Here is a 24,485-nt window from a genome sequence, read left to right as displayed (position 1 = left end):
CTGAACCTACCGCCCCCCCCCTGTGGGAGCGGGCTTGCTCGCGAAGGCATCGGAACATTCAACACTTGCATTGACTGAAAGAACGCTTTCGCGAGCAAGCCCGCTGCCACAGGGATATGCGCCAAACGCTGCATCGACGATCAGAAGGGAACAAGATAAATAAGGAGGAATAGCCAAATTTCAGACACAAAAAACCCCGGTCTTTCGACCAGGGTCTTTGCTATCGGATCCGAATCAACCAGAGGCTGTTTTCGGTGCTTCAAGGCGTTCAGTGGTCCTTGAAACAGATATGGCGCAGCGGACGGGACTCGAACCCGCGACCCCCGGCGTGACAGGCCGGTATTCTAACCGACTGAACTACCGCTGCGTATCGCTTTGAGCTTGCGCTCAAGTAACTCGTTTGATTGAAAGCTTCGGTGCATTTCAATCGCGAACCAGGCAAGGCCTGACTCGTAAAATATGGCGCAGCGGACGGGACTCGAACCCGCGACCCCCGGCGTGACAGGCCGGTATTCTAACCGACTGAACTACCGCTGCGCGTCGGTGCAGGCACTTTCAGCCTACGCTCTTGCTTTCGCAAGTCTCTCGGGAGTGGTGGGTGATGACGGGATCGAACCGCCGACATTCTGCTTGTAAGGCAGACGCTCTCCCAGCTGAGCTAATCACCCGTTTGCATCTCCGAGGCCGCGAAATTTACGCAGGTAGCGAACCTAAGTCAATAGCAGGATTGAAGTTTTTCTGAAAAAGACGAAATTGTTTCTATCCTGCAAGACCGCCTTCGCGAGCAAGCCCGCTCCCACAGGGGGATGCATTCCAAATGTGGGAGCGGGCTTGCTCGCGAAGACGGCGGCATATTCAGCGCAGAAGCCCGAATACTTATGCGGTTTATTCGCTGTAAATCATCTTCTTGGTCATGCCGCCATCGACGACAAACTCCTGCCCGGTGACAAACCCGGCATTCCTCGACAGCAACCACGCAACCATCGCTGCGACGTCCTCGACCGTCCCTACCCTGCCCGCTGGGTGCTGAGCATGATCGGCATCGGCCAAAGGCTCGGCTCGACGCGCAGAAGGATCCCGCGCATCGATCCAGCCCGGACTGACCGCATTAACGCGAATCTCCGGCCCAAGGCTGATGGCCAGCGCATGCGTCAGCGCCAACAGGCCGCCCTTGCTCGCCGCATATGCCTCGGAATCAGCCTCCGATTGCCGTGCACGGGTCGAGGCCAGGTTGACGATCGAACCGTTGTGCGCGCGCAGATACGGCGCACAGTGCTTGGCCAGCAACATTGGCCCACTGAGGTTTACCGCCAACACCCGATTCCAGTACGCCAGATCGAGACTTTCCAGGGTGATGTTGTGCGGATCGGCCACTGCCGCGTTGCACACCAGCGCATCCAGACGACCAAACTGCCCAAGCACTTCAGCGACGCCGAGCGCGACCTGGCCTTCATCCGCGACGTCCATGGCGATGAACCAGGCATTTTCGCCCAGCACCTTCGCCACTTTCGAGCCGCGCGCGCGATCCAGATCCGTCAGCACCACTTGCCAGCCTTCACTGATCAGCCACGCCGCGATACCCAGACCGATGCCGCGCGCAGCACCGGTGACCAACGCAACGCGGCCATGAGTGCCTGCCACCGGCGTAGACAACTCGATCACAACGCCGCCAGACCGCGCGCCAGATCGGCCTGCAGATCCGCCACATCTTCCAGACCGACCGCAATGCGGATCAGGCTGTCACGAATGCCCGCCGCCTCACGCTCCTGTGGCGCCAGGCGGCCGTGGGAGGTGGTGCTCGGGTGGGTAATGGTGGTTTTGCTGTCACCGAGGTTGGCAGTGATCGAAATCAACCGGGTGGCGTCGATAAAGCGCCAGGCGCCCTCTTTGCCGCCCTTGACCTCAAAACTCACCACAGCACCGAAGCCCTTCTGCTGACGCTGGGCCAGTTCGTGCTGCGGATGGCTCTTGAGACCGGCGTAATGGACTTTCTCGATACCGTCCTGCTGCTCCAGCCATTCAGCCAGTTGCTGGGCGTTGGCGCAGTGCGCCTTCATCCGCAGGTTGAGGGTTTCCAGCCCCTTGAGGAAGATCCACGCGTTGAACGGGCTCAGGGTCGGGCCGGCGGTACGCAGGAAACCGACAATTTCTTTCATCTGCTCGCTGCGCCCGGCCACCACGCCACCCATGCAACGGCCCTGACCGTCGATGAACTTGGTCGCCGAGTGCACGACGATGTCCGCACCCATTTTCAGCGGCTGCTGCAGCGCAGGCGTGCAGAAGCAGTTGTCGACCACCAGCATCGCGCCTTTGGCGTGAGCGATTTCTGCCAGCGCAGAGATGTCCACCAATTCAGCCAGCGGGTTGGACGGCGACTCGACGAACAGCAGCTTGGTGTTCGGCTTGATTGCCGCATCCCACGCCGACAGATCGGCAAGCGGCACGTAATCGACTTCCACGCCGAAACGCTTGAAGTATTTCTCGAACAGGCTGATGGTCGAACCGAACACACTGCGCGACACCAGCACGTGATCGCCGGCGCTGCACAGGCTCATCACCACCGCCATGATCGCGGCCATGCCAGTGGCGGTGGCAACGGCTTGCTCGGCGCCTTCCAGTGCGGCAATGCGCTCTTCGAACGCGCGCACGGTCGGGTTGGTGTAACGCGAGTAAACGTTGCCCGGCACTTCCCCGGCAAACCGTGCCGCCGCGTCGGCCGCAGTACGGAACACGTAGCTGGAGGTGAAGAACATCGGATCACCGTGTTCGCCTTCCGGCGTACGGTGCTGACCGGCACGTACGGCCAGGGTATCGAACGCTACGCCTTCGAGGTCGCTGTCCAGCCGACCGGCATCCCATTCCTGACTCATGCTGTCACTCCTTGCCCTGTTCTGAATAAGTAAAAGTCTTTTGCCAGATACAAAACCGGCCCCTCAGGGCCGGTAGAAACTCAGTTGTTGTACAGATCGATGATCGCACTGACCGCCTGGGTCTTGACCTTGGAGGCATCATTGCGTGCCTGCTCGATCTTGTTCAGGTAGGCCTCGTCGACGTCGCCGGTGACGTACTTGCCGTCGAACACCGCGCAATCGAAGTTCTCGATCTTGATCTTGCCGCCACCGACCGCTTCGATCAAGTCAGGCAGGTCCTGATAGATCAGCCAGTCAGCGCCGATCAGATCCGCCACATCCTGAGTCGAACGATTGTGTGCGATCAGCTCATGCGCGCTCGGCATGTCGATGCCGTAAACGTTCGGGAAGCGCACTGCCGGAGCCGCCGAGCAGAAGTAGACGTTTTTCGCGCCAGCTTCGCGAGCCATCTGGATGATCTGCTTGCAAGTGGTGCCACGCACGATCGAGTCATCGACCAGCATCACGTTCTTGCCGCGGAACTCCAGCTCGATGGCGTTGAGCTTCTGACGCACCGACTTCTTGCGCGCGGCCTGGCCCGGCATGATGAAGGTACGACCGATGTAACGGTTCTTGACGAAACCTTCGCGGAATTTCACGCCCAGGTGGTTCGCCAGCTCCAGCGCAGCGGTACGGCTGGTGTCCGGAATCGGGATGACCACGTCGATGTCGTGCTCCGGACGCTCGCGCAGGATCTTCTCGGCGAGCTTCTCGCCCATGCGCAGACGAGCCTTGTACACCGACACACCGTCGATGATCGAGTCCGGACGCGCCAGGTAAACGTGTTCGAAGATGCACGGGGTCAGGGACGGGTTGGTCGCGCACTGACGGGTATGCAGCTTGCCGTCTTCGGTGATGTAGACCGCTTCGCCCGGGGCCAGATCGCGAATCAGGGTGAAACCGAGCACATCCAGCGAAACGCTTTCGGACGCGATCATGTACTCGACGCCTTCGTCGGTGTGACGCTGACCGAACACGATCGGACGAATGCCGTGCGGGTCACGGAAACCGACGATGCCGTAACCGGTGACCATCGCCACCACCGCGTAACCGCCAACGCAACGGTTGTGCACGTCGGTCACGGCGGCAAATACGTCTTCTTCGGTCGGCTGCAGCTTGCCGCGCTGGGCCAGTTCGTGAGCGAACACGTTCAGCAGCACTTCCGAGTCGGAACTGGTGTTGACGTGGCGCAGATCGGATTCATAGATCTCTTTGGCCAACTGTTCAACGTTGGTCAGGTTACCGTTGTGCGCCAGGGTAATGCCGTAAGGCGAGTTGACGTAAAACGGCTGGGCTTCGGCCGACGTCGAGCTGCCGGCGGTCGGGTAACGGACGTGGCCGATACCCATGTGGCCGACCAGACGCTGCATGTGACGCTGCTGGAACACGTCACGCACCAGACCATTGTCCTTGCGCAAGAACAACCGGCCATCATGGCTGGTCACGATACCGGCAGCGTCCTGGCCGCGGTGCTGGAGCACGGTTAGCGCGTCATACAGCGCCTGATTGACGTTCGACTTACCGACGATACCGACGATGCCACACATGCGACGCAACCCCTACTTAATGGATCTGAACTGAGCAACACTCACTGTGGCGTTTTGGCCGACGGCAAGAGCTGCTCCTTGAACGGAATATCAGCGGGTACGCTGATTCCGCTGGCAAGCCACTGACTGCTCCACCCGAGAATCAGGTTTTTGGACCAGTCAGCGACCAATAGAAACTTTGGCACGAGCTGTGATTCTTTCCACCACCCGTCCTGCTGTACCGGCCCCAGGCTCAACAGCCCGACTGCCACGACCACCAGCAACACGCCACGCGCTGCGCCAAAGGCCATGCCCAGGAATCGGTCGGTGCCGGACAATCCGGTAACGCGAACCAACTCGCCGATAAGATAATTGATCATTGCGCCCACGATCAGTGTGGCGACAAACATGATGGCACAGCCCGCGATCACGCGAGCCGATGGGGTTTCGATGTATCCGGCGAGGTACTCGGACAGTGAGCCACCGAACATCCAGGCAACGGCTCCTGCGATGATCCAGGTCACCAGCGATAATGCTTCCTTGACGAAGCCGCGGCTCAAACTGATCAAAGCGGAGATGGCGATGATTGCAACGATCGCCCAGTCAACCAGGGTAAATGGCACAGTGCAGCCTACAGACGGATAAGGCGGCGCATTTTAGCAGAGCGCACCGCTGTCGGTAAGCTGCGATTGTCAGTGCATTTCAATCCGGGTGATAGTTTTTAGCCGCGCTCAGGCTGGAAACGCACGACAAAACCCTTGAGGTTCTGCTGACGACTCAAAACATCACGCAGACGATCCGCCTCCGCACGCTCGATCAACGGGCCGACAAACACCCGATTCTTGCCATCGGCAGAGCGGATATAGGCGTTGTAACCCTGACTGCGCAGGGTTTTCTGCAGAGACTCCGCACCCTCGCGGCTCGACAGGCTGGCCAGTTGCACCGACCAGCTGACCGACAGACCGTTGGCATCGACACGGCTTTGCGTGGTATCAGGCTTGGCCGGGGCCGCAGCAATCGGCTGCGCTGGTGCCGCTGTCGGCTTGGCCGCCGGCGCCGGTGCTGGAGCAACCGGTTTGGCCACTGGCGCTGGCGCTGGCGCCGGTGCAATCGGCGCCGACGGCGCCGATTGCTCGGCCACTTCGTCATCGCTCGGCACCGGTTCTTGCGGCAGCGTTTGCGGTTCAGGCACAGCGACCGGCTCCAACTGCACTTGTGGCACAGCAGGTGCTTGCGGCGCGGCGGGCGCCTCGACCGTCACCTGGCGCTGTTCGTCCTGACGGGAAAACAGCATCGGCAGGAAAATCACCGCCAGCGCCACCAGCACCAGCGCACCAACCATGCGCTGCTTGTACGCTTTATCCAGCAAAGCCATTTGCCGCTTCCTCCGTGGAGCGCCGGGCCAGCCATTCAAGGGCCTCGGCGACACAATAAAATGATCCGAACAACAGAATCTCGTCGTCGCTGGTGGCCACTGCGCACTGCCCTTCCAGCGCGGCCGCGACACTGTCATAGGACGTGACGGATGCGCCAAGGTTCTGCAACCCGGCGTGCAATTCACTGACCGGACGCGAACGCGGCGAATCCAGCGGCGCGACAGCCCAATGCTGGACACTAGCATTCAATTCGCCGACAACACCATCCAGATCCTTGTCTGCGAGCAAGCCGAATACCGCCAGGCGCTTGCCCACCGGCGGCCGACTGGCCAGACGTCGCTTCAGATACTCCGCCGCGTGCGGGTTATGCCCCACATCCAGCAGCAGGTTCAGGCGCTTGCCATTGAACTGGAATGAACGACGATCCAGACGCCCGACCACGCGAGTCGCCTGCAAGGCCGCGATGATCTGCGGCGCATTCCACGGCAAATCGAGCAGCAGATACGCCTGCAATGCCAGCGCGGCGTTTTCCATCGGCAGATCCAGCAGCGGCACATCATGCAGTTCGACCTGCCGGCCTTGTGCATCGGTACCGCGCCATTGCCAATGCTGCTCGGTGATACCGAGATCGAAATCACGCCCACGCAGGAAAAACGGACACGCCAGTTCACGCGCCTTGTCGAGCAAGGGCTGCGGAGGATTCAGATCGCCGCACAAGGCAGGCTTGCCCTGGCGGAAAATCCCGGCCTTCTCGAAAGCCACGGATTCACGGGTATCACCCAGGTATTCGGCATGGTCGACACCAATGCTGGTGACCAGCGCGATATCGGCATCCACCACGTTGACCGTATCCAGGCGTCCGCCCAGACCGACTTCCAGCACCACCGCATCGAGCCCGGCCTGCTGAAACAGCCAGAACGCCGCCAGGGTGCCCATTTCGAAGTAAGTCAGGGAGGTCTCGCCGCGCCCGGTCTCGACCGCAGCGAAGGCTTCGCACAGCTGTGCATCAGTGGCTTCGACGCCATTGAGCTGCACCCGCTCGTTATAGCGCAGCAGGTGCGGAGAATTGTAGACACCAACGCTCAGGCCCTGCGCTCGCAGCAATGAAGCCACGAAGGCGCAGGTCGAACCCTTGCCGTTGGTGCCGGTGACCGTAATCACCCGAGACGCCGGCTGGCCCAGCCCCATGCGGGACGCTACCTGTTGCGAACGCTCCAGCCCCATGTCGATGGCCGATGGATGCAACTGCTCAAGGTAGGCGAGCCACTCGCCAAGGGTACGCTCGGTCATACGTTGGCAGGCACCGGTGGAACGACGATTGGCTCGACTGGAGCGGCAATGTAGGTCGGTGTCGGCTGACCGGTCATTTGCGCCAGCAGATTGCCCAGGCGTGGACGCAGCTCACGACGATCGATGATCAGGTCGATTGCGCCGTGCTCCAGCAGGAATTCACTGCGCTGGAAGCCTTCCGGCAGTTTTTCCCGCACGGTCTGCTCGATCACACGCGGACCGGCGAAGCCGATCAGTGCTTTCGGCTCACCGACGATCACGTCGCCAAGCATCGCCAGACTGGCGGAAACGCCGCCGTAGACAGGGTCGGTCAGTACCGAGATGAACGGAATGCCTTCTTCACGCAGACGCGCCAGCACCGCGGACGTCTTGGCCATCTGCATCAGCGAGATCAGCGCTTCCTGCATCCGCGCACCACCGGAAGCGGCGAAGCAGATCATCGGGCAACGGTTTTCCAGAGCGTAGTTGGCGGCGCGCACGAAGCGCTCACCGACGATGGCGCCCATGGAACCGCCCATGAAGCTGAATTCGAACGCCGAAACCACTACCGGCATGCCCAGCAGGGTGCCGCTGACGGAAATCAGCGCGTCTTTTTCGCAGGTCTGCTTCTGTGCTGCGACCAGACGGTCCTTGTACTTCTTGCCGTCGCGGAATTTCAGACGGTCAACCGGCTCCAGATCGGCACCCAGTTCGTTACGGCCTTCGGCATCGAGGAAGATGTCGATGCGCGCACGTGCGCCGATGCGCATGTGGTGGTTGCACTTGGGGCAAACGTCCAGGGTCTTTTCCAGCTCAGGGCGATACAGCACAGCCTCGCAGGACGGGCATTTGTGCCACAGACCTTCAGGCACCGAGCTCTTCTTGACCTCCGAACGCATGATCGAAGGGATCAGTTTGTCTACTAACCAGTTGCTCATGCTTTCTTTCTCCAGTACCGGCGGCCCGAACGCTCTGGTTCGCAGCCCCGCGTATGCCCTTCAGCTAAATTCATGTGTGTGGCGATGGTCGGTGGAACGCCGCGGTCAGCGCGAAACATGACCTGCGTGCAACTCCAAAAACCCTCAGCCTCGCCTGCTTTGTGCAAGTGCATTGATGGACGGCGGCAGACTGCAAGCCGTCACATCGAAGTAGGCGCTCCCGGTGAGCTACTGCGTACGGCATCGATGAACGCACGGATCTTCGCATGATCCTTGATGCCCTTGCTCGCCTCCACCCCACCGCTGACGTCGACCGCGTACGGTTTGACCCGCGCCACGGCGGCAGCGACGTTTTCCGGCGTGAGACCACCGGCCAGGATCAGCGGCTTGCTCAACCGCTGTGGAATCAATGACCAGTCGAACGCCTCGCCGGTTCCGCCAGGCACGCCTTCGACATAGGTGTCGAGCAGCACGCCACTGGCGCTCGGATAGGCATCGACAGCGGCGGCGATGTCGTCGCCGGCCTTGACCCGCAGCGCCTTGATGTAAGGCCGATGCCAGCCCTCGCATTCTTCTGCGCTTTCATCACCATGGAACTGCAGCAGATCCAGCGGCACGGCATCGAGGATTTCCCCCAACTCGCAGCGGCTGGCATTGACGAACAGGCCAACGGTGGTCACAAACGGCGGCAAGGCGCGGATGATCGCCCTCGCCTGCTGCACGCTCACCGCCCGTGGACTTTTTGCATAAAACACGAAACCGATTGCATCGGCCCCGGCTTCGACCGCTGCCAACGCATCTTCTATGCAGGTAATCCCGCAAATCTTGCTGCGAACGGCTGACATGTCGATAAAAACCTCAAGGCAAAAACCGGGAAAGTCCCGGATGGTAACAAAAGCGTTCAGGGGCGTCAGCCGTCAAGACCAGAGAAACCCGTAAGGAAATGTGGCCCGATGAAACGCTCGGGCAACGGGAACTCGTCGTGGTACTCGACCTGCACCAGATACAACCCGTATGGATGCGCGGTCACACCACCGGAACGGCGCTCGCGGCTCTCCAGCACTTCCTTCATCCATTCCACCGGACGCTCGCCGGCGCCAATCGTCATCAGAACACCGGCAATGTTGCGCACCATGTGGTGCAGGAACGCATTGGCGCGGATATCGAGCACAATCATCTTGCCGTGACGGGTCACGCGCAGATGATGCATCTTCTTGATCGGCGACTTGGCCTGGCACTGGCCGGCGCGGAACGCACTGAAATCGTGGGTGCCGATCAGGTATTGCGCGGCTTCGGCCATGCGCTCGACGTCCAGCGGGCGATGGTTCCAGGTGATTTCTTCGTTGAGATGGGCCGGACGAATCTGATCGTTGTAGATCACGTAGCGATAACGCCGGGCGATGGCCTTGAAGCGCGCATGAAAATGCGCCGGCATGACCCGCGCCCAACTGACACTGATGTCGTGAGGCAAATTGATATTGGCGCCCATCACCCAGGCTTTCAGCGAGCGATCGACCTGCGTGTCGAAGTGCACCACTTGCCCGCATGCATGCACCCCGGCATCGGTGCGACCGGCACACTGCAGCGACACCGGTGAATTGGCGACTTTCGACAAGGCTTTTTCGAGTTCTTCCTGCACCGTCGCGACACCCGTCAGCTGACGCTGCCAGCCGCTGTAACGCGAACCTTTGTACTCGACGCCCAGCGCCACGCGGTAAAAGCCGTCGGGTGCCAATTCGGCGGCCGGGTTATCTATGTTTGCCAAAGTGGGACAGCCTGCTGATCTGCAAAGGCGGGCATTATAAGGCTGTGAGTCGGGGATGCCAGTCAGTTCTGTATTGACCGATCCGGCCTCTTCGCGAGCAAGCCCGCTCCCACAGGGGATTGGGGGGGGAGATCGGGATGGGTGGCTGCCGCAGGACCATTGTGGGAGCGGGCTTGCTCGCGAAAGCGCCGCGCCAGACGCAGCAAAATCCAGCCCAAACAAAAACGGCAGCCTTAATGGGCTGCCGTTCTGTTTACTGCTGACGCCGAATCAAGCCAGGTGCGAAAGCATTTCCTTGGCCTCGCCCCGCTGTTTCTCGTCACCCTCGGTCAACACTTCGTTGAGGATGTCGCGTGCGCCGTCGTTGTCGCCCATGTCGATGTAGGCCTGAGCCAGGTCGAGCTTGGTCGCCGCTTCGTCAGTGCCGGCGAGGAAGTCGAAATCGTCTTCACCCAGGTCATCACCGATGGCCGCATCGGCTTCGGTGAAGGTCGGCTCGGCAATACTCTGCGACAGGCGATCCAGTTCGGCGTTGACATCATCCAGCTCGGCGGCGAAGGCATCCGGTTCGGCCGGGTTGCTGTCCATCTCGTCAGCCAGCGACAGATCGAAATCCGCCGGCAGCTCCAGATCGTCCTGCGGCGCTTCGTTCACCACGGCAGGCTCGACCGGAGACAGGTCTTTCACGCCCTCGTCCAGGTCCAGCAGGAAGTCATCGTCTGCCAGGTCCACTGCTGGCGCTGGCTCGGCACCGAGGTCCAGATCCAGGTCGAAGTCCGACAGGTCGTCGAGGTTTTCCTTGATCTCGGTCTGCTGTTGCAACACCGACTCAAAGCTCAGGTCGTCGTCTGCCGGGAATTCGTCCAACTGCACCGGTGCTTCAGGCTCAACGACAGGAGCAGGCTCAACCGGGGTAATGTTGTCGAGGTCATCCAGGCTCAGGTCGAAAGCGCTGTCCAGGTCATCTGCCACCGGCTCAGGCTCAGGCTCAGGCTCAGGTGCAGGTGCAGGTGCAGGTGCAGGTGCAGACTCCGGTGCAGGTGCTTCTGGCTCGTCAAGCAGCAGGTCTTTGACATATTGCGCATCCAGCTCTGCAGCGACTGCTGCTGCAGCCAGACCCGCAGCAGCCACCACCGCCATGGTCGGGAAGCGCTTCTTCAGCTCTTCGACCTTGGCGAAGTTATCGCCGTTGGCCACCAACTGACGCTCCTGACCGACGAACGCATCGCGATCACCCTGCTGACCGTAGACTTCCATCAGCTTGAGGCGCAGATCACTGCGTTGCGGCTCAAGGCTGACACCCTCTTCCAACAGCGCGGCAGCCTGATTCAGGCGGCCGGCGTTGATGTGCGACTGGGCCTTGTCCAGCACGTCATCGGAACGCTCGGCAGCCGGTGCGACCAATGGCGCCGCGATCGGCTCGGCCATCACCACCGGCGTCACGACCGGGGCCGGAGCAGGTGCCGAGGCCTGGGTATTGAGTTTGACGCTGGCAGCCGGCACTTCCAGACCTTCGAAGCTGCTCTCCGGCAGGTCCTGCTCGGCGGAGAACTCTTGCTCCTCAGTCAGGGCCCGCGCCATGCGCAGGTGTTTCTCGGCTTCCTGCTGGGCTTTGCGGCGACGGGCCAGCAACAACAGCAGAAGCAGCAGGACCACCGCACCGCCACCGATCAGACCCAACAGGATCGGATTGGTCAGCAGCTCGTTGAACGTTTTGTCTTCATCGACAACCGGTTTTGGCGCAACGACTGGCGTCTCGGCGGGTGTGTCGACCGGCGGCGCAATTGCCGATTCCGGAGTTGGCGCCGCTTCTGCCGGAGTCGCCGGCGGTGTGGCGGCCAGCTCGGCAGTGATCGCCGGCACGGCAGCATTGGCGGCCGGGGCAGCGCCCGTACCGTCAGCCTGCATTTTCGCCAGCTGATTGTTTTTCAGCTCGATCAGGCGTTGCAGCTTGTCCAGCTGACTTTGCAGATCGGCCATGCGGCTCTTCAGCTCCTCGTTGTCACGACGGGTCGTGTCGAGGCTTTCCTGAGTGACCGCCAGCTTGTTGCTCAATGCCTTGGCATCGCCGGCCGGGCCTTTGCCCCGCGCCTTGGCGCTTTCAGCGGAGACCAGGCTCAGGTTGTCTTTGGCATTCTGGCCGCTGCCGGCGTTGCTGCGACCACGCTTGGTCGCATCGAGCTGCTGCTGACCGGTGCCCGGCTTGGCGACATAACGACGACCCTGACGCCAGGCTTCGTTCTGCGCGGCAACTTCGGCAATCGCTTTCGACTGCGGCAGCGCGGCACTTTCCACCGAGTCCGGCAGACGCAGCACCTGGCCGGTCTTCAGCCGGTTGATGTTGCCGTCAATGAAGGCGTCCGGGTTCAGCGCCTGAATCGCCAGCATGGTTTGCTGCACGGAGCCGCCCGTGCGCGCCTTCGCAGCGATTTCCCACAGGGTATCGCGCGGCGTGGTGGTGTATTGATTCGGGTGCGTGGCACCGGTGGTCGGCGCGGTGATGGTCTGCGACGGCGCCGGTTGCGCGGCGGCGTCAGCGGTCTGCGGCGAGAATTTCGACGGATCCAGCAGCACGCTGTAGTCGCGCAGCAGGCGGCCGTTGGGCCACATCACCTGCACAAGGAATTTCACCATCGGTTCCGACAGTGGTTTGCTCGAGGTCACGCGCAGCACGCTTTTGCCGCTGGCGTTGAGCACCGGGGTGAAAGTCAGGTCGTTGAGGAAGGCCTGGCGATCGACGCCAGCCTTGGCGAAATCTTCCGGCGAGGCCAGGCTCGGCACCACTTCGGCAGCGGTGAGATCCTTGACGTCGAGCAGCTCGATTTCGGCCACCAGCGGCTGGTTCAGGGTCGACTTCAGGGTCAGCTCCCCGAGCCCGAGGGCATGCGCCATACCGGAGGACAGCGCCGAGGCGGCCGCTATTGCTAACACCAGTTTGCGAACTTGAACCATAGCCTCATCCTTTGTTTGAACGTTCCTCGGCCAGCGAGAAGATGTTGATTGCCGCTGCCGTAAGGCATTGCGCGCGACGACGACACAATGCCGCGCGCGATCATTTCTTTGATGCCCCGGAAAGTCCCGGAGGGTGACACGTTATCAAGTGCTCCGGGCAAGCATAGCGCTCACCTAGAATCAGTCGACAAATTGTTGCCAAGTATCTTTTACAGCAGGTCTTTTATCAACAATTCAGCGACCTGCACAGCATTGAGGGCTGCGCCTTTACGTACGTTATCTGACGTCAGCCACAGATTAAGTTCCGCCGGGTCATCGACGCCGCTGCGCACTCGACCGACATAGACAACGTCCTGCCCCACCGCGTCACCCACCGCAGTCGGATAATCGCCGGCTTCGACCAGCTCGATGCCCGGCGCATCTTCAAGCGCAGCGTTGACCTTTTCCAGGTCGACCGCGCTCGCTGACTGCAAGGTCACGCTATAGCTATCGCCAAAAAACACCGGGGCTTGAACGCAAGTTGCGGAAATCTTTAATAAAGGCTGAACCAATACCTGGCGCAGCTCGCGCACCAGACGTTTTTCCAGCAGCGTGTGACCGTGGGCGTCCGGCGTGCCGACCTGGGCCAGCAGGTTGAAGGCCATTTGCCGATCAAAAAAAGTCGGCTCCAGCGGGCGCATGTTCAATAGCTCGGCGGTCTGCCGCGCCAGCTCGGTCACGGCCTCGCGACCTTGTGCGGAAACCGCCAGATTGGCGGTGACGTTGACGTATTGCAGGTCGATCAAGTCGAGCAGTGGCGCCAGCACCACAGCCAGTGCGGTGGCCGACGGGCTTGGGCTGCTGACCTGGAACGGTGCGGTCAAACCGGCGACGACCTCAGCATTGGCTTCCGGCACCACTTGCGGCGCCTGCTCGGCCGGCAGCGCGCCGGACAGGTCGATCAGCGAGCAACCGGCCGCATGGGCCCGCGCCGCATAGCTCAGGGTGATGGCCGGGCCGGCGGCGAAGAACACCAGTTTGACCTTGCTGAAATCGAACTCGTCGACTTCACGTACGCGCACGTTCTTGTTGCGAAACAGCACTGAGCTGCCGGCGGATTCGCTGCTGGCCAGCAGGTGCAGGTTGCCGACCGGGAAGTCGCGCTCTTCGAGAATCTGTACGAGGGTTTCGCCGACAGTACCGGTGGCGCCGATCACGGCAATATCTAGGGTCTGGGTCATGGTGCGAGCCTCTGGCGAAACGGGGGGAGCGGCACTTTACCGGGTGAGTGAGATGCAGGCAATTTCTGCCGGGATTTGCAGGGTCTGTTCTGGCCTCTTCGCGAGCAGGCTCGCTCCCACAGGGGGAATGCATTTGAGGGTGGGAGCGGGCTTGCTCGCGAAGGCGCCAGACCAGACACCGTGAAACCTCAGGCATAAAAAAACCCGCACCTCTCACAAGGCGCGGGTTTTTCACAGCTTCAAGCGATCAACGCTCCAGCAGGATCCGCAGCATGCGACGCAGCGGTTCGGCCGCGCCCCACAGCAGTTGGTCGCCGACGGTGAAGGCACCGACAAATTGCGAACCCATGTTCAGCTTGCGCAGACGCCCCACCGGCACATTCAAGGTACCGGTGACCTTGGTCGGGCTCAGCTCCTGCATGCTGATCTCGCGCTGGTTCGGTACCAGTTTGACCCAAGGGTTGTGCTGGCTGATCAACCCTTCGATATCGGCGATCGGCACGTCTTTGTTCAGTTTGATGGTCAGCGCCTGGCTGTGGCAACGCATGGCGCCGATGCGCACGCAGATGCCGTCGACCGGGATCGGGCTCTTGAAGCGGCCGAGGATCTTGTTGGTCTCGGCCTGGGCCTTCCACTCTTCGCGGCTCTGGCCGTTCGGCAATTCCTTGTCGATCCACGGGATCAGGCTACCGGCCAGCGGCACACCGAAATTCTCGGTCGGGTACGTGTCGCTGCGCATGGCTTCGGCGACACGACGATCGATGTCGAGGATCGCACTGGCAGGATCGGCCAGTTGATCGGCGACCGCGGCGTGGGTCGCGCCCATCTGCTTGATCAGTTCGCGCATGTTCTGCGCGCCGGCACCGGAGGCCGCCTGATAGGTCATGGCGCTCATCCACTCCACCAGACCGGCTTCGAACAGACCGCCCAGGCCCATCAGCATCAGGCTGACGGTGCAGTTGCCGCCGATGTAGTTCTTGGTGCCCGCGTCCAGTTGCTGGTCGATGACCTTGCGGTTGACCGGATCGAGAATGATGACCGCGTCATCGTTCATGCGCAGGCTCGAGGCCGCGTCGATCCAGTAACCCTGCCAGCCGGCTTCGCGCAGCTTCGGGAACACTTCGCTGGTGTAGTCGCCGCCCTGGCAGGTCAGAATCACGTCGAGGGTTTTCAGCTCTTCAATGCTGTACGCGTCTTTGAGCGGAGCAATGTCCTTGCCCACGGACGGGCCTTGGCCACCGACATTGGAAGTGGTGAAAAACACCGGCTCGATAAGATCGAAATCCTGCTCTTCCAGCATCCGCTGCATGAGCACGGAACCGACCATGCCGCGCCAACCGATCAGACCTACACGTTTCATCGCAACTACACCTTCTTGAAAAGTGGGCCGCTGCTTTGTATTGAATTTCGCAGCGGGCCCGAGAGATTACAGATTCCGCAGCGCGGCGACTACTGCGTCGCCCATTTCCTGCGTACCGACTTTAGTGCAACCGGCCGAATAGATGTCACCGGTGCGCAGGCCTTGATCCAGCACCACGCTGACAGCTTTCTCGATGGCATCGGCCGCATCGTGCAGATTGAAGCTGTAACGCAGCATCATCGACACCGACAGAATGGTCGCCAACGGATTGGCAATGCCTTTGCCCGCAATGTCCGGGGCCGAACCATGGCAAGGCTCGTACATGCCCTTGTTGTTCGAATCCAGCGAGGCCGACGGCAGCATGCCGATGGAGCCGGTGAGCATCGACGCCTCATCGGAGAGGATGTCGCCGAACAGGTTGTCGGTGACGATCACGTCGAACTGCTTCGGTGCGCGCACCAGTTGCATGGCGGCGTTGTCGACGTACATGTGGCTCAGTTCGACTTCAGGGTAATCCTTGGCGACTTGCTCGACCACTTCACGCCACAATTGGCTGGACGCCAGCACGTTGGCCTTGTCCACCGAACACAGCTTCTTGCCGCGAACCATGGCCATGTCAAAACCGACACGGGCGATGCGACGGATTTCGCTCTCGCTGTACGGCAGGGTGTCGTAGGACTGACGCTCGCCGTTTTCCAGGGTAAGAGTGCCGCGCGGCGCGCCGAAGTAGATGCCACCGGTGAGCTCACGGACGATCAGGATGTCCAGACCGGCAACGATTTCCGGTTTCAGGCTCGAAGCGTCGGCCAGTTGCGGGTAGAGGATCGCCGGACGCAGGTTACCGAACAGGCCCAGTTGCGCACGGATTTTCAGCAGACCGCGCTCAGGACGGATGTCACGCTCGATGGTGTCCCATTTCGGGCCGCCCACTGCCCCCAGCAGTACGGCGTCGGCAGCACGGGCACGGTCGAGGGTTTCGTCGGCCAGCGGCACGCCGTGCTTGTCGATGGCCGCGCCACCGATCACGTCATGGCTCAGCTCGAAGCCCAGGCTGTACTTGTCGTTGGCCAGTTCCAGCACCTTGACCGCTTCGGCCATGATTTCCGGACCAATACCATCACCTGGGAGAATCAGAATCTGCTTGCTCATGCTTTCCTCGTGTCTTCAGTCGGTGCGCCACGGGTGGCACGCCCGGAAAAATTCTTGGTGTTCGAAAACTATTTTTCAGCCCAGAGCACAATCACATCTGTACTGAACGAACCGTCGGCATCAATCTCAAAATATTCGCGCACTTCGTTGCCCATCGACTGCTGCAACTGGCGGATCGCCGCGCGCATCACCTCAGGCGTGCGCATGCGCTCGACCCAACTGCTGTACTCCAGACGCAGGCGCTGACGGGTGGTGCTGCGGGTATGCAGCCCGGCCTCGCTGATCTGGCGCAACCACTCGCCGGCGGAATAATCGCGCACATGACTGGTGTCGCGCAGCACTTCAACGCTTTGCAGGTAAGTGTCGAACAACGGACTGCCTGGTGACAACACGTCGATGAACGCCGCCACGCCGCCCGGTTTCAGCACCCGGCGCACTTCGCGCAAGGACACGCCCAGATCGCTCCAATGGTGCGCCGAATAACGGCTGAACACGAAGTCGAACTCACCATCGGCAAACGGCAAGCGCTCGGCAGCACCGTTGACCGTGGCAATGTTGCTGATGCCGCGATCAACGGCAGCGGCGGCGACCACATCGAGCATCTGCTGCGACAGGTCGTAGGCCACCACTTCCTTGACCAGCGGCGCGACATTAAAACTCACGTGACCGGCGCCACAACCCAGATCCAGCACCCGAGCCTCGCCCTGCCCGGCCAGTTCAGCCTGTAGCAGCGCAAATTCGGTGCCTTGAGCGTGAACGGCGCTGCTCAGGTAGGCAGCGGCCTGTTCACCGAATTGCTTCTGGACAACCTGGGTGTGCTGGGCGGTGCTGGTCATAGTCATTTCCTGGCATTTGTGTTGTTTGAGCTACCGCCTTCGCGAGCAAGCCCGCTCCCACCTTTGAAATGCATTCCCCTGTGGGAGCGGGCTTGCTCGCGAAGAGGTCAGCCCTGACTGCATCAATCTCAAATCTTGCTCATGCGTCGCGGAACAACCACGGCTGGCTCACGCGGTGCTTGGCTTCGAACGTGGCAATCGCATCACCGTCCTGCAAGGTCAAACCGATATCGTCCAGACCGTTCAACAGGCAATGCTTGCGGAACGCGTCGATTTCGAAGCGGTAAACCTTGCCATCCGGGCGGGTCACGGTCTGCGCTTGCAGATCAACCTGCAATTGATAGCCCGGCTCAGCCTCGACCTGCTTGAACAACTCGTCGACTTCAGCGTCGCTCAGGATGATCGGCAGCAAGCCGTTCTTGAAGCTGTTGTTGAAGAAGATGTCGGCGTAGCTCGGCGCGATGATGCTGCGAAAACCGTATTCTTCCAGCGCCCATGGCGCGTGCTCACGGCTGGAGCCGCAACCGAAGTTCTCGCGGGCCAGCAACACGCTGGCGCCTTGATAACGCTCGGCGTTGAGGACGAAATCCTTGTTCAGCGGGCGCTTGGAGTTGTCCTGGTACGGCTGGCCGACATCCAGGTAACGCCATTCGTCGAACAGGTTCGGGCCGAAACCGGTGCGCTTGATCGATTTCAAGAACTGCTTCGGAATGATCTGGTCGGTGTCGACGTTGGCTCGATCCAGAGGCGCGACAAGACCGGTGTGCTGGGTAAAAGCTTTCATGCTGCGCTCCTTTAGATCAATTCACGAACGTCGATGAAACGACCGTTCACCGCCGCCGCAGCGGCCATGGCCGGGCTGACGAGGTGGGTACGGCCACCGGCGCCCTGACGGCCTTCGAAGTTGCGGTTGGAGGTCGAGGCGCAATGCTCGCCGGACTCCAAACGGTCCGGGTTCATCGCCAGGCACATCGAGCAACCCGGTTCACGCCACTCGAAACCGGCTTCGAGGAAAATCTTGTCCAGACCTTCGGCTTCCGCCTGCGCCTTCACCAGACCCGAGCCCGGCACCACGATGGCCTGCTTGATGGTCGAGGCGACTTTGCGGCCCTTGGCGATCACGGCGGCGGCGCGCAAGTCTTCGATACGCGAGTTGGTGCAGGAGCCGATGAACACGCGATCCAGTTGAATGTCGGTGATCGCCTGATTGGCGCTCAAACCCATGTATTTCAAGGCGCGGACGATCGAGTCGCGCTTGACCAGGTCCATCTCTTTGGCCGGGTCCGGCACGTTCTGATCAACGGCCAGCACCATTTCCGGGGAAGTGCCCCAACTGACTTGCGGCTTGATCTGCGCAGCGTCCAGTTCGACCACCGTATCGAACTGGGCATCAGCGTCGGATACCAGGTCTTTCCAGGCCTCGACAGCCTGATCCCACTGCGCGCCTTTCGGTGCGAACGGACGCCCCTTGACGTACTCGACGGTCTTTTCGTCGGCAGCCACCAGGCCCACACGGGCGCCGGCTTCGATGGACATGTTGCAGATGGTCATGCGGCCTTCGACGGACAAGTCGCGGATCGCGCTGCCAGCGAACTCGATGGCATGGCCATTACCGCCGGCAGTGCCGATCTTGCCGATCACCGCGAGGACGATGTCCTTGGCGGTCACGCCGAACGGCAACTGGCCTTCGACGCGCACCAGCATGTTCTTCATTTTTTTGGCGACGAGGCACTGGGTGGCAAGCACATGCTCGACCTCGGAGGTGCCGATACCATGCGCCAGCGCACCGAACGCGCCGTGGGTCGAGGTGTGCGAGTCGCCGCAGACCACGGTCATGCCCGGCAAGGTCGCGCCCTGCTCCGGGCTGATCACGTGAACGATGCCCTGACGGATGTCGTTCATCTTGAACTCGACGATGCCGTACTCATCACAGTTGTCATCGAGGGTCTGAACCTGCAGACGCGAGACCTGATCGGCAATGGCAGCGATACCGCCCTTGCGTTCCGGGGTCGTCGGTACGTTGTGGTCCGGGGTCGCGATGTTGGCATCGATGCGCCAAGGCTTGCGCCCGGCCAGACGCAGGCCTTCGAAGGCTTGCGGCGAGGTCACTTCGTGAATGATGTGACGATCGATGTAGATCAACGCAGAGCCATCGTCGCGCTGCTTGACCAAATGCGAATCCCAGAGCTTGTCGTAGAGCGTTTTGCCGGCCATCAGACGGTTCCTCATCAGCTTGTTTCTATGCCCTGGGCTTATCAATAACCCTTTGGCTTGTGAGGCCGATCCTATGGGGTTAGATTAAATAACTCAAATTCATATTTTTTATGCTTTGGATAACCAACTGGAATACGAATCATGGATCTGGCCAATCTCAACGCTTTTATCGCGATTGCCGAGACCGGCAGCTTCTCCGGCGCCGGCGAGCGACTGCACCTGACGCAGCCAGCGATCAGCAAACGCATCGCCGGACTGGAGCAACAGTTGAAGGTGCGCCTGTTTGATCGGCTGGGCCGCGAAGTCGGTCTGACCGAGGCTGGCCGCGCCTTGCTGCCCCGGGCTTATCAGATTCTCAACGTGCTGGACGACACTCGCCGCGCCCTGACCAACCTGACCGGCGAAGTCAGCGGCCGCCTGACGCTGGCCACCAGTCACCACATCGGCCTGCATCGTTTGCCGCCGCTATTGAGGGAGTTCACCCGCCGCTACCCGCAGGTGGCGCTGGATATTCAGTTCCTCGATTCGGAAGTGGCTTACGAGGAGATCCTCCACGGCCGCGCCGAACTCGCGGTGATCACCCTGGCCCCGGAGCCGCACACACTGGTCAAAGCCACGCCAGTGTGGGACGACCCGCTGGATTTCGTGGTGGCGCCGGAGCATTCATTGATCAGCAACGGCGCGGTGAGTCTGGCGGACATTGCCGGTCATCCGGCAGTTTTCCCCGGGGGCAACACCTTTACTCACCATATTGTCCAACGCTTATTCGAGGCCCAAGGGCTGACGCCGAACATCGCCATGAGCACCAACTATCTGGAAACCATCAAAATGATGGTCTCCATCGGTCTGGCCTGGAGTGTTCTGCCCCGCACCATGCTCGATGAACAGGTGGCGCGCATACCTTTGCCGGGCATACAGCTCAGTCGCCAGCTAGGCTATATCGTGCACACCGAACGGACGCTGTCGAATGCGGCAAGGGCTTTCATGGCCTTGCTGGATGCGCAAATCGATCTGCCAGGGACTCCAGGCTAACTTGTGCTACTCCTATAGAGCCGCTGTCCCTGTGCCTAACGCCACCATCAGCTCAAGGCCCGTTAACAATGCCGAAATCTGTTGACCGAATTCCGCCGATGCCGCGTATTCAGGCCATTGATCCGCGACGTTCCGAGCAGAGCTGGGAGAGTGCGCCGCAATTGCTGGCCGCGCTCAACGGCGCCCGGCTCGGCGCTTGGTACTGGGACATCGAGCGCGGGCAGATCAGTTGGTCACGGGGCACCCAGGCGCTGTTCGGCTTCGATCCACGGCAACCGCTGCCCGAAGATCTGGAATACCTCGACCTGTTGCCGCCCGAAGACCGGGCGAAAACCGTTCGCGCCTTCCACGCGGTGATTGCCGGCGCGCCACTGGAACAGGCGATGCACCACCGTATCCGCTGGCCCGACGGCAGCCTGCACTGGCTGGAGATCAGCGGCAGCCTGCTGCCGGACAAACACGGCCGCCCCCGAATGATCGGGGTGATTCGCGAAATCACCCACCAGCGCCAGCGCGAACAGGCCCTCAGCAGTTCCGAGAAACGTTTCGCCACCCTCTTTCATCTTTGCCCGAACATGGTGCTGCTGACGCGCCAGGAAGACGGCCTGATCAGCGAGGCCAATCAGTATTTCGAAAGCCTGTTCGGCTGGCCGGTGCAGAGCGCCATTGGCCGCACCACGCTGGAGCTGGGTTTGTGGGTACACCCGGAACAACGCGCCGAACTGGTAAAAAAGACCAAGGCCAAAGGCGAACTGATCAGCATGGAAGTGCAGTTTCGCGCCAGCAACGGGCAGATTCATGACGGCATCCTCAGCGCGCAGAAGGTCGAACTCGAGGGCCAGCCCTACCTGCTGAGCACCTTCCTCGACACCACCGAACGCAAAGCCGCCGAACACGCCTTGAAAGACAGTCAGGAACGCCTCGACCTGGCGCTGGACTCGGCACAGCTCGGCACCTGGGACTGGCACATCCCCAGCGGCATGCTTTACGGCTCGGCGCGAGCGGCGCAACTGCACGGGCTGGAGCCGATACCGTTTCACGAGTCGTTCGAGGAGTTTTTCGAAGGCGTGCCCGGCGAGGAACGTGACAGCATGCGCGATGCCTATCGCAGCCTGCGTGAAGGCCCGGCCGGCAATTATCAACTGACTTATCGCGTGCAACTGCCGGATGGCAGCTCGCGCTATCTGGAAAGCCGCGCCCGCCTCTACCGCGACGAAAAAGGCGCCCCGCTGCGCATGGCCGGGACCTTGCTGGACATCACCGATCAGGTCGAGCGCGAGCAGCGCCTGGTTGCCTCGGAAGAGAAGTTCGCCACGCTGTTCCAGGTCAGCCCCGACCCGATCTGCGTGACCCGTCAGGACAGCGGCGAATTCATCGAAATCAACAACAGTTTCACCCAGACCTTCGGCTGGAGCGCCGCCGATGTGATCGGCCGCACCGCCGAAGACATCGGTCTGTGGGACGCCTCGGCGAAGAGCCTGCAACGCATCGAACGGGTGATCCGTGAACAAGGCCTGAGCAATGTCGCGATCATCGTCCAGCACAAGGACGGGCAGTCGCTGACTTGCGTGATTTCCAGCCGGCAGATCAGCGTCGGCAATCAGCCGTGTATCGTCACCACCCTGCGCGACATCACCCAACAGCAGCGCTCCGAGGCCGCACTCAAGGCCAGCGAAGAGAAATTCGCCAAAGCGTTCCACTCCAGTCCCGATGCAATCACCATCACCGAGCGCGACACCGGGCGCTATCTGGAGGTCAACGACGGCTTCTGCCGCCTCACCGGCTATCGCGCCGAAGAAGTGGTGGGTAAAACCGTCTACCAGATCGGCATCTGGGCCGAGGAAAAACAACGCTCGGCGCTGCTCGCCGAACTGCAGATCAAGGGCCGCGTGCATCATCAGGAAATGCTCGGGCGCAACAAGCGTGGCGAACTGCTGACGGTCGAAGTGTCGATCGAACCGATCACCCTCAACGAAACCGCATGCCTGCTGCTGACAGCGCGGGACGTCAGTCTGCTGAAGAACGCTGAAGCGCAGATCCGTCACCTGGCCTATCACGACCCGCTGACCAACCTGCCCAACCGCGCCTTACTGATGGATCGCCTGAGCCAGCAGATCGCCCTGCTCAAACGACACAATCTGCGCGGCGCACTGCTGTTCCTCGACCTTGACCACTTCAAGCACATCAACGACTCGCTGGGTCACCCGGTCGGCGACACCGTGCTGAAAATCATCACCGCACGGCTCGAAGCCAGCGTACGCATGGAAGACACCGTCGCACGCCTGGGCGGCGATGAATTCGTAGTGTTGCTCAGTGGCCTGGAGGGCACGCGCAACGAGGTCAGTGTGCAAGTGCGCGAGTTGGCCGACACCATTCGCGAACTGCTGTCGGAACCGATGTTCCTCGACGGCCAGCGCCTGCAAGTGACGCCGAGCATCGGCGTGGCGCTGATTCCCGATCACGGTTCGACCCCGACCGACCTGCTCAAGCGCGCCGACATCGCGCTGTACCGGGCCAAGGATTCCGGGCGCAACACCACGCAGATGTACCACAACACCATGCAGAAAGCCGCCAGCGAACGGCTGCGCATGGAGACCGACTTGCGTCTGGCGCTGTCTCGCGGCGAATTCAACGTGCACTTCCAGCCGCAAGTCGACGCACGGGACAACCGCATCATCGGCGCCGAGGCACTGGTGCGCTGGAATCACCCGGAACTCGGCGCGCAATCGCCCACCGAGTTCATCAAGGTGCTGGAGGAAAGCGGGCTGATTCTGGAAGTCGGCACCTGGATCCTCGACGAGGCTTGCGAAGCGTTCAAGCAACTGATCGCCTTGAAGCTGATCGACCCTCTCAATTTCAGCCTCTGTGTGAACATCAGCCCACGGCAGTTCCGCCAGAACGACTTCGTCGAACGCATCGAACACAGCATGACCAGCCACGGCCTGCCCTGCTCGCTGCTGAAACTGGAGATTACCGAGGGCATCGTCATCCAGAACCTGGAAGACACCATCAGCAAGATGCGCCGCCTGAAAAAGCTCGGCGTGAGCTTCGCGATGGACGACTTCGGCACCGGCTACTCGTCACTGACCTACCTCAAGCGCCTGCCGGTGGACACCCTGAAAATCGACCAGTCGTTCATCCGCGACGCGACCACCGACCCCAACGACGCCGAGATCATCCGCGCCATCGTCGCCATGGCCCGCAGCCTGGAACTGGAGGTGATTGCCGAAGGCGTGGAAACACCGGAACAACTGGCGTTTTTGCAGGGACTGGGCTGCCATTTGTATCAGGGCTATCTGCACAGTCGCCCGGTGGCGCTGGAGGCGTTGAAAACGATGCTCGAATGACGGGCACAAAAAAGGGCGCCATTGGCGCCCTTTTTCTTGCTCGGCCTTATTGCAGAGCCGGCTTCTGCACCCCGTTGATCGGGATGCGCTTGGCTTTCGCTTCTTCCGGGATCACCCGCAACAGGTCGATGCTCAGCAGACCGTTGCTCAGATCGGCGGCCTTGATCTCGATGTGATCGGCCAGGCGGAAGGACAGCTTGAAAGCACGCTGGGCAATGCCCTGATGCAAGAAGGTCACGCCTTCGTTGGCATCACGCTTGCCGCCACTGATGGTCAGCACACCCTTCTCGACTTGCAGCTCCAGGTCTTCTTCCTGGAAACCGGCTGCCGCTACGACGATACGGTATTGATCGTCACCGTGTTTTTCCACGTTGTAGGGTGGGTAGGTGCTGCCTGGCTCGTTGCGCAGGGCGGTTTCGAACAGATCGTTGAAGCGGTCGAAACCTACCGAGGAACGGAACAGTGGAGCGAGGGAAAATGCAGTACTCATGGTTCAAATCTCCTGAAAACAATCAGCAAGTTTTTGTGTCTCCGCGACCCGAATTCGGCATCGCGTACCCCTTAGATAGGGACCGCTGAAATGATTTCAAGA

At 61.0% G+C, this 24,485-nt stretch carries 19 protein-coding genes and 3 tRNA genes; 2 read left to right on the top strand and 20 right to left on the bottom strand.

Features of this window, described 5'->3' with window-relative positions; genetic code table 11:
- Positions 1-290 precede the first annotated feature (290 nt).
- The 19 genes from U862_RS0115320 to leuC form a co-directional block, all read right to left on the bottom strand.
- Positions 291-367 (bottom strand) — tRNA-Asp (locus tag U862_RS0115320).
- Positions 368-460: 93 nt separating this feature from the next.
- Positions 461-537: transfer RNA gene (locus U862_RS0115315), tRNA-Asp, on the bottom strand.
- A 55-nt stretch (positions 538-592) separates the two neighbouring features.
- Positions 593-668: transfer RNA gene (locus tag U862_RS0115310), tRNA-Val, on the bottom strand.
- Positions 669-885: 217 nt separating this feature from the next.
- Positions 886-1,662: an SDR family oxidoreductase gene (locus U862_RS0115305; protein ID WP_025111194.1), complete on the bottom strand. Its 777-nt coding sequence runs from the start codon at positions 1,660-1,662 to the stop codon at positions 886-888.
- The gene (locus tag U862_RS0115300; RefSeq protein ID WP_025111193.1) at positions 1,659-2,870 is read right to left on the bottom strand and encodes an O-succinylhomoserine sulfhydrylase; all 1,212 of its coding nucleotides are present in this window, start codon (positions 2,868-2,870) and stop codon (positions 1,659-1,661) included. Before U862_RS0115300 ends, U862_RS0115305 begins: the two co-directional genes overlap by 4 nt.
- Positions 2,871-2,950: 80 nt before the next feature.
- Entirely contained in the window at positions 2,951-4,456 is a 1,506-nt protein-coding gene (gene purF, locus U862_RS0115295) for an amidophosphoribosyltransferase (RefSeq protein ID WP_007956466.1), read from the bottom strand.
- A 41-nt stretch (positions 4,457-4,497) separates the two neighbouring features.
- Complete coding sequence (locus tag U862_RS0115290; RefSeq protein ID WP_007961197.1) at positions 4,498-5,058, bottom strand: CvpA family protein; 561 nt, start codon at positions 5,056-5,058, stop codon at positions 4,498-4,500.
- A gap of 98 nt (positions 5,059-5,156) precedes the next feature.
- A complete protein-coding gene (locus U862_RS0115285) occupies positions 5,157-5,810 on the bottom strand; it encodes an SPOR domain-containing protein (protein WP_025111192.1) in 654 nt (217 codons plus the stop codon).
- Positions 5,794-7,101, bottom strand: a complete 1,308-nt coding sequence (gene folC / locus U862_RS0115280; RefSeq protein ID WP_025111191.1) for a bifunctional tetrahydrofolate synthase/dihydrofolate synthase — start codon at positions 7,099-7,101, stop codon at positions 5,794-5,796. Before folC ends, U862_RS0115285 begins: the two co-directional genes overlap by 17 nt.
- Complete coding sequence (gene accD / locus U862_RS0115275) at positions 7,098-8,018, bottom strand: acetyl-CoA carboxylase, carboxyltransferase subunit beta (protein WP_025111190.1); 921 nt, start codon at positions 8,016-8,018, stop codon at positions 7,098-7,100. The genes folC and accD overlap by 4 nt, the downstream gene beginning before the upstream one ends.
- Positions 8,019-8,218: 200 nt before the next feature.
- Entirely contained in the window at positions 8,219-8,863 is a 645-nt protein-coding gene (locus tag U862_RS0115270) for a phosphoribosylanthranilate isomerase (protein ID WP_025111189.1), read from the bottom strand.
- A 65-nt stretch (positions 8,864-8,928) separates the two neighbouring features.
- On the bottom strand, positions 8,929-9,783 hold the full coding sequence (gene truA / locus U862_RS0115265; RefSeq protein ID WP_025111188.1) for a tRNA pseudouridine(38-40) synthase TruA: 855 nt from the start codon (positions 9,781-9,783) through the stop codon (positions 8,929-8,931).
- Between the two features lie 270 nt (positions 9,784-10,053).
- Positions 10,054-12,735, bottom strand: coding sequence for a FimV/HubP family polar landmark protein (locus tag U862_RS0115260; RefSeq protein ID WP_025111187.1), 2,682 nt, complete (start codon positions 12,733-12,735; stop codon positions 10,054-10,056).
- A 209-nt stretch (positions 12,736-12,944) separates the two neighbouring features.
- Positions 12,945-13,955 (bottom strand): aspartate-semialdehyde dehydrogenase, encoded by a 1,011-nt coding sequence (locus U862_RS0115255; protein WP_025111186.1) that lies wholly within the window; start codon positions 13,953-13,955, stop codon positions 12,945-12,947.
- 247 nt (positions 13,956-14,202) lie between these two features.
- Positions 14,203-15,315: an aspartate-semialdehyde dehydrogenase gene (asd, locus tag U862_RS0115250; RefSeq protein WP_025111185.1), complete on the bottom strand. Its 1,113-nt coding sequence runs from the start codon at positions 15,313-15,315 to the stop codon at positions 14,203-14,205.
- Positions 15,316-15,381: 66 nt separating this feature from the next.
- Positions 15,382-16,464 carry a 3-isopropylmalate dehydrogenase gene (gene leuB, locus U862_RS0115245; protein WP_025111184.1) on the bottom strand — a complete coding sequence of 361 codons (1,083 nt, stop codon included), beginning with the start codon at positions 16,462-16,464 and terminating at the stop codon, positions 15,382-15,384.
- A 68-nt stretch (positions 16,465-16,532) separates the two neighbouring features.
- The gene (locus U862_RS0115240; protein ID WP_025111183.1) at positions 16,533-17,300 is read right to left on the bottom strand and encodes a class I SAM-dependent methyltransferase; all 768 of its coding nucleotides are present in this window, start codon (positions 17,298-17,300) and stop codon (positions 16,533-16,535) included.
- Between the two features lie 139 nt (positions 17,301-17,439).
- On the bottom strand, positions 17,440-18,084 hold the full coding sequence (gene leuD / locus U862_RS0115235; protein ID WP_025111182.1) for a 3-isopropylmalate dehydratase small subunit: 645 nt from the start codon (positions 18,082-18,084) through the stop codon (positions 17,440-17,442).
- Between the two features lie 11 nt (positions 18,085-18,095).
- Positions 18,096-19,514, bottom strand: coding sequence for a 3-isopropylmalate dehydratase large subunit (gene leuC, locus U862_RS0115230; RefSeq protein WP_025111181.1), 1,419 nt, complete (start codon positions 19,512-19,514; stop codon positions 18,096-18,098).
- A gap of 141 nt (positions 19,515-19,655) precedes the next feature.
- Between leuC and U862_RS0115225 the strand changes: the two genes are divergently transcribed.
- A complete protein-coding gene (locus tag U862_RS0115225; RefSeq protein ID WP_007969232.1) occupies positions 19,656-20,546 on the top strand; it encodes a LysR family transcriptional regulator in 891 nt (296 codons plus the stop codon).
- Between the two features lie 68 nt (positions 20,547-20,614).
- On the top strand, positions 20,615-23,893 hold the full coding sequence (locus U862_RS0115220) for a PAS domain S-box protein (RefSeq protein WP_025111180.1): 3,279 nt from the start codon (positions 20,615-20,617) through the stop codon (positions 23,891-23,893).
- A gap of 46 nt (positions 23,894-23,939) precedes the next feature.
- Here the strand turns inward: U862_RS0115220 and U862_RS0115215 are convergent, their stop codons facing one another.
- The gene (locus U862_RS0115215; protein WP_025111179.1) at positions 23,940-24,383 is read right to left on the bottom strand and encodes an Hsp20 family protein; all 444 of its coding nucleotides are present in this window, start codon (positions 24,381-24,383) and stop codon (positions 23,940-23,942) included.
- Positions 24,384-24,485: the final 102 nt, after the last annotated feature.

Origin of the sequence: Pseudomonas sp. H1h, from assembly GCF_000633255.1 — a bacterium.
Taxonomy (GTDB): Bacteria; Pseudomonadota; Gammaproteobacteria; order Pseudomonadales; family Pseudomonadaceae; genus Aquipseudomonas.
Note: the sequence above shows the minus strand (reverse complement) of the source record. Positions and strands in the feature narration are given on the sequence as shown.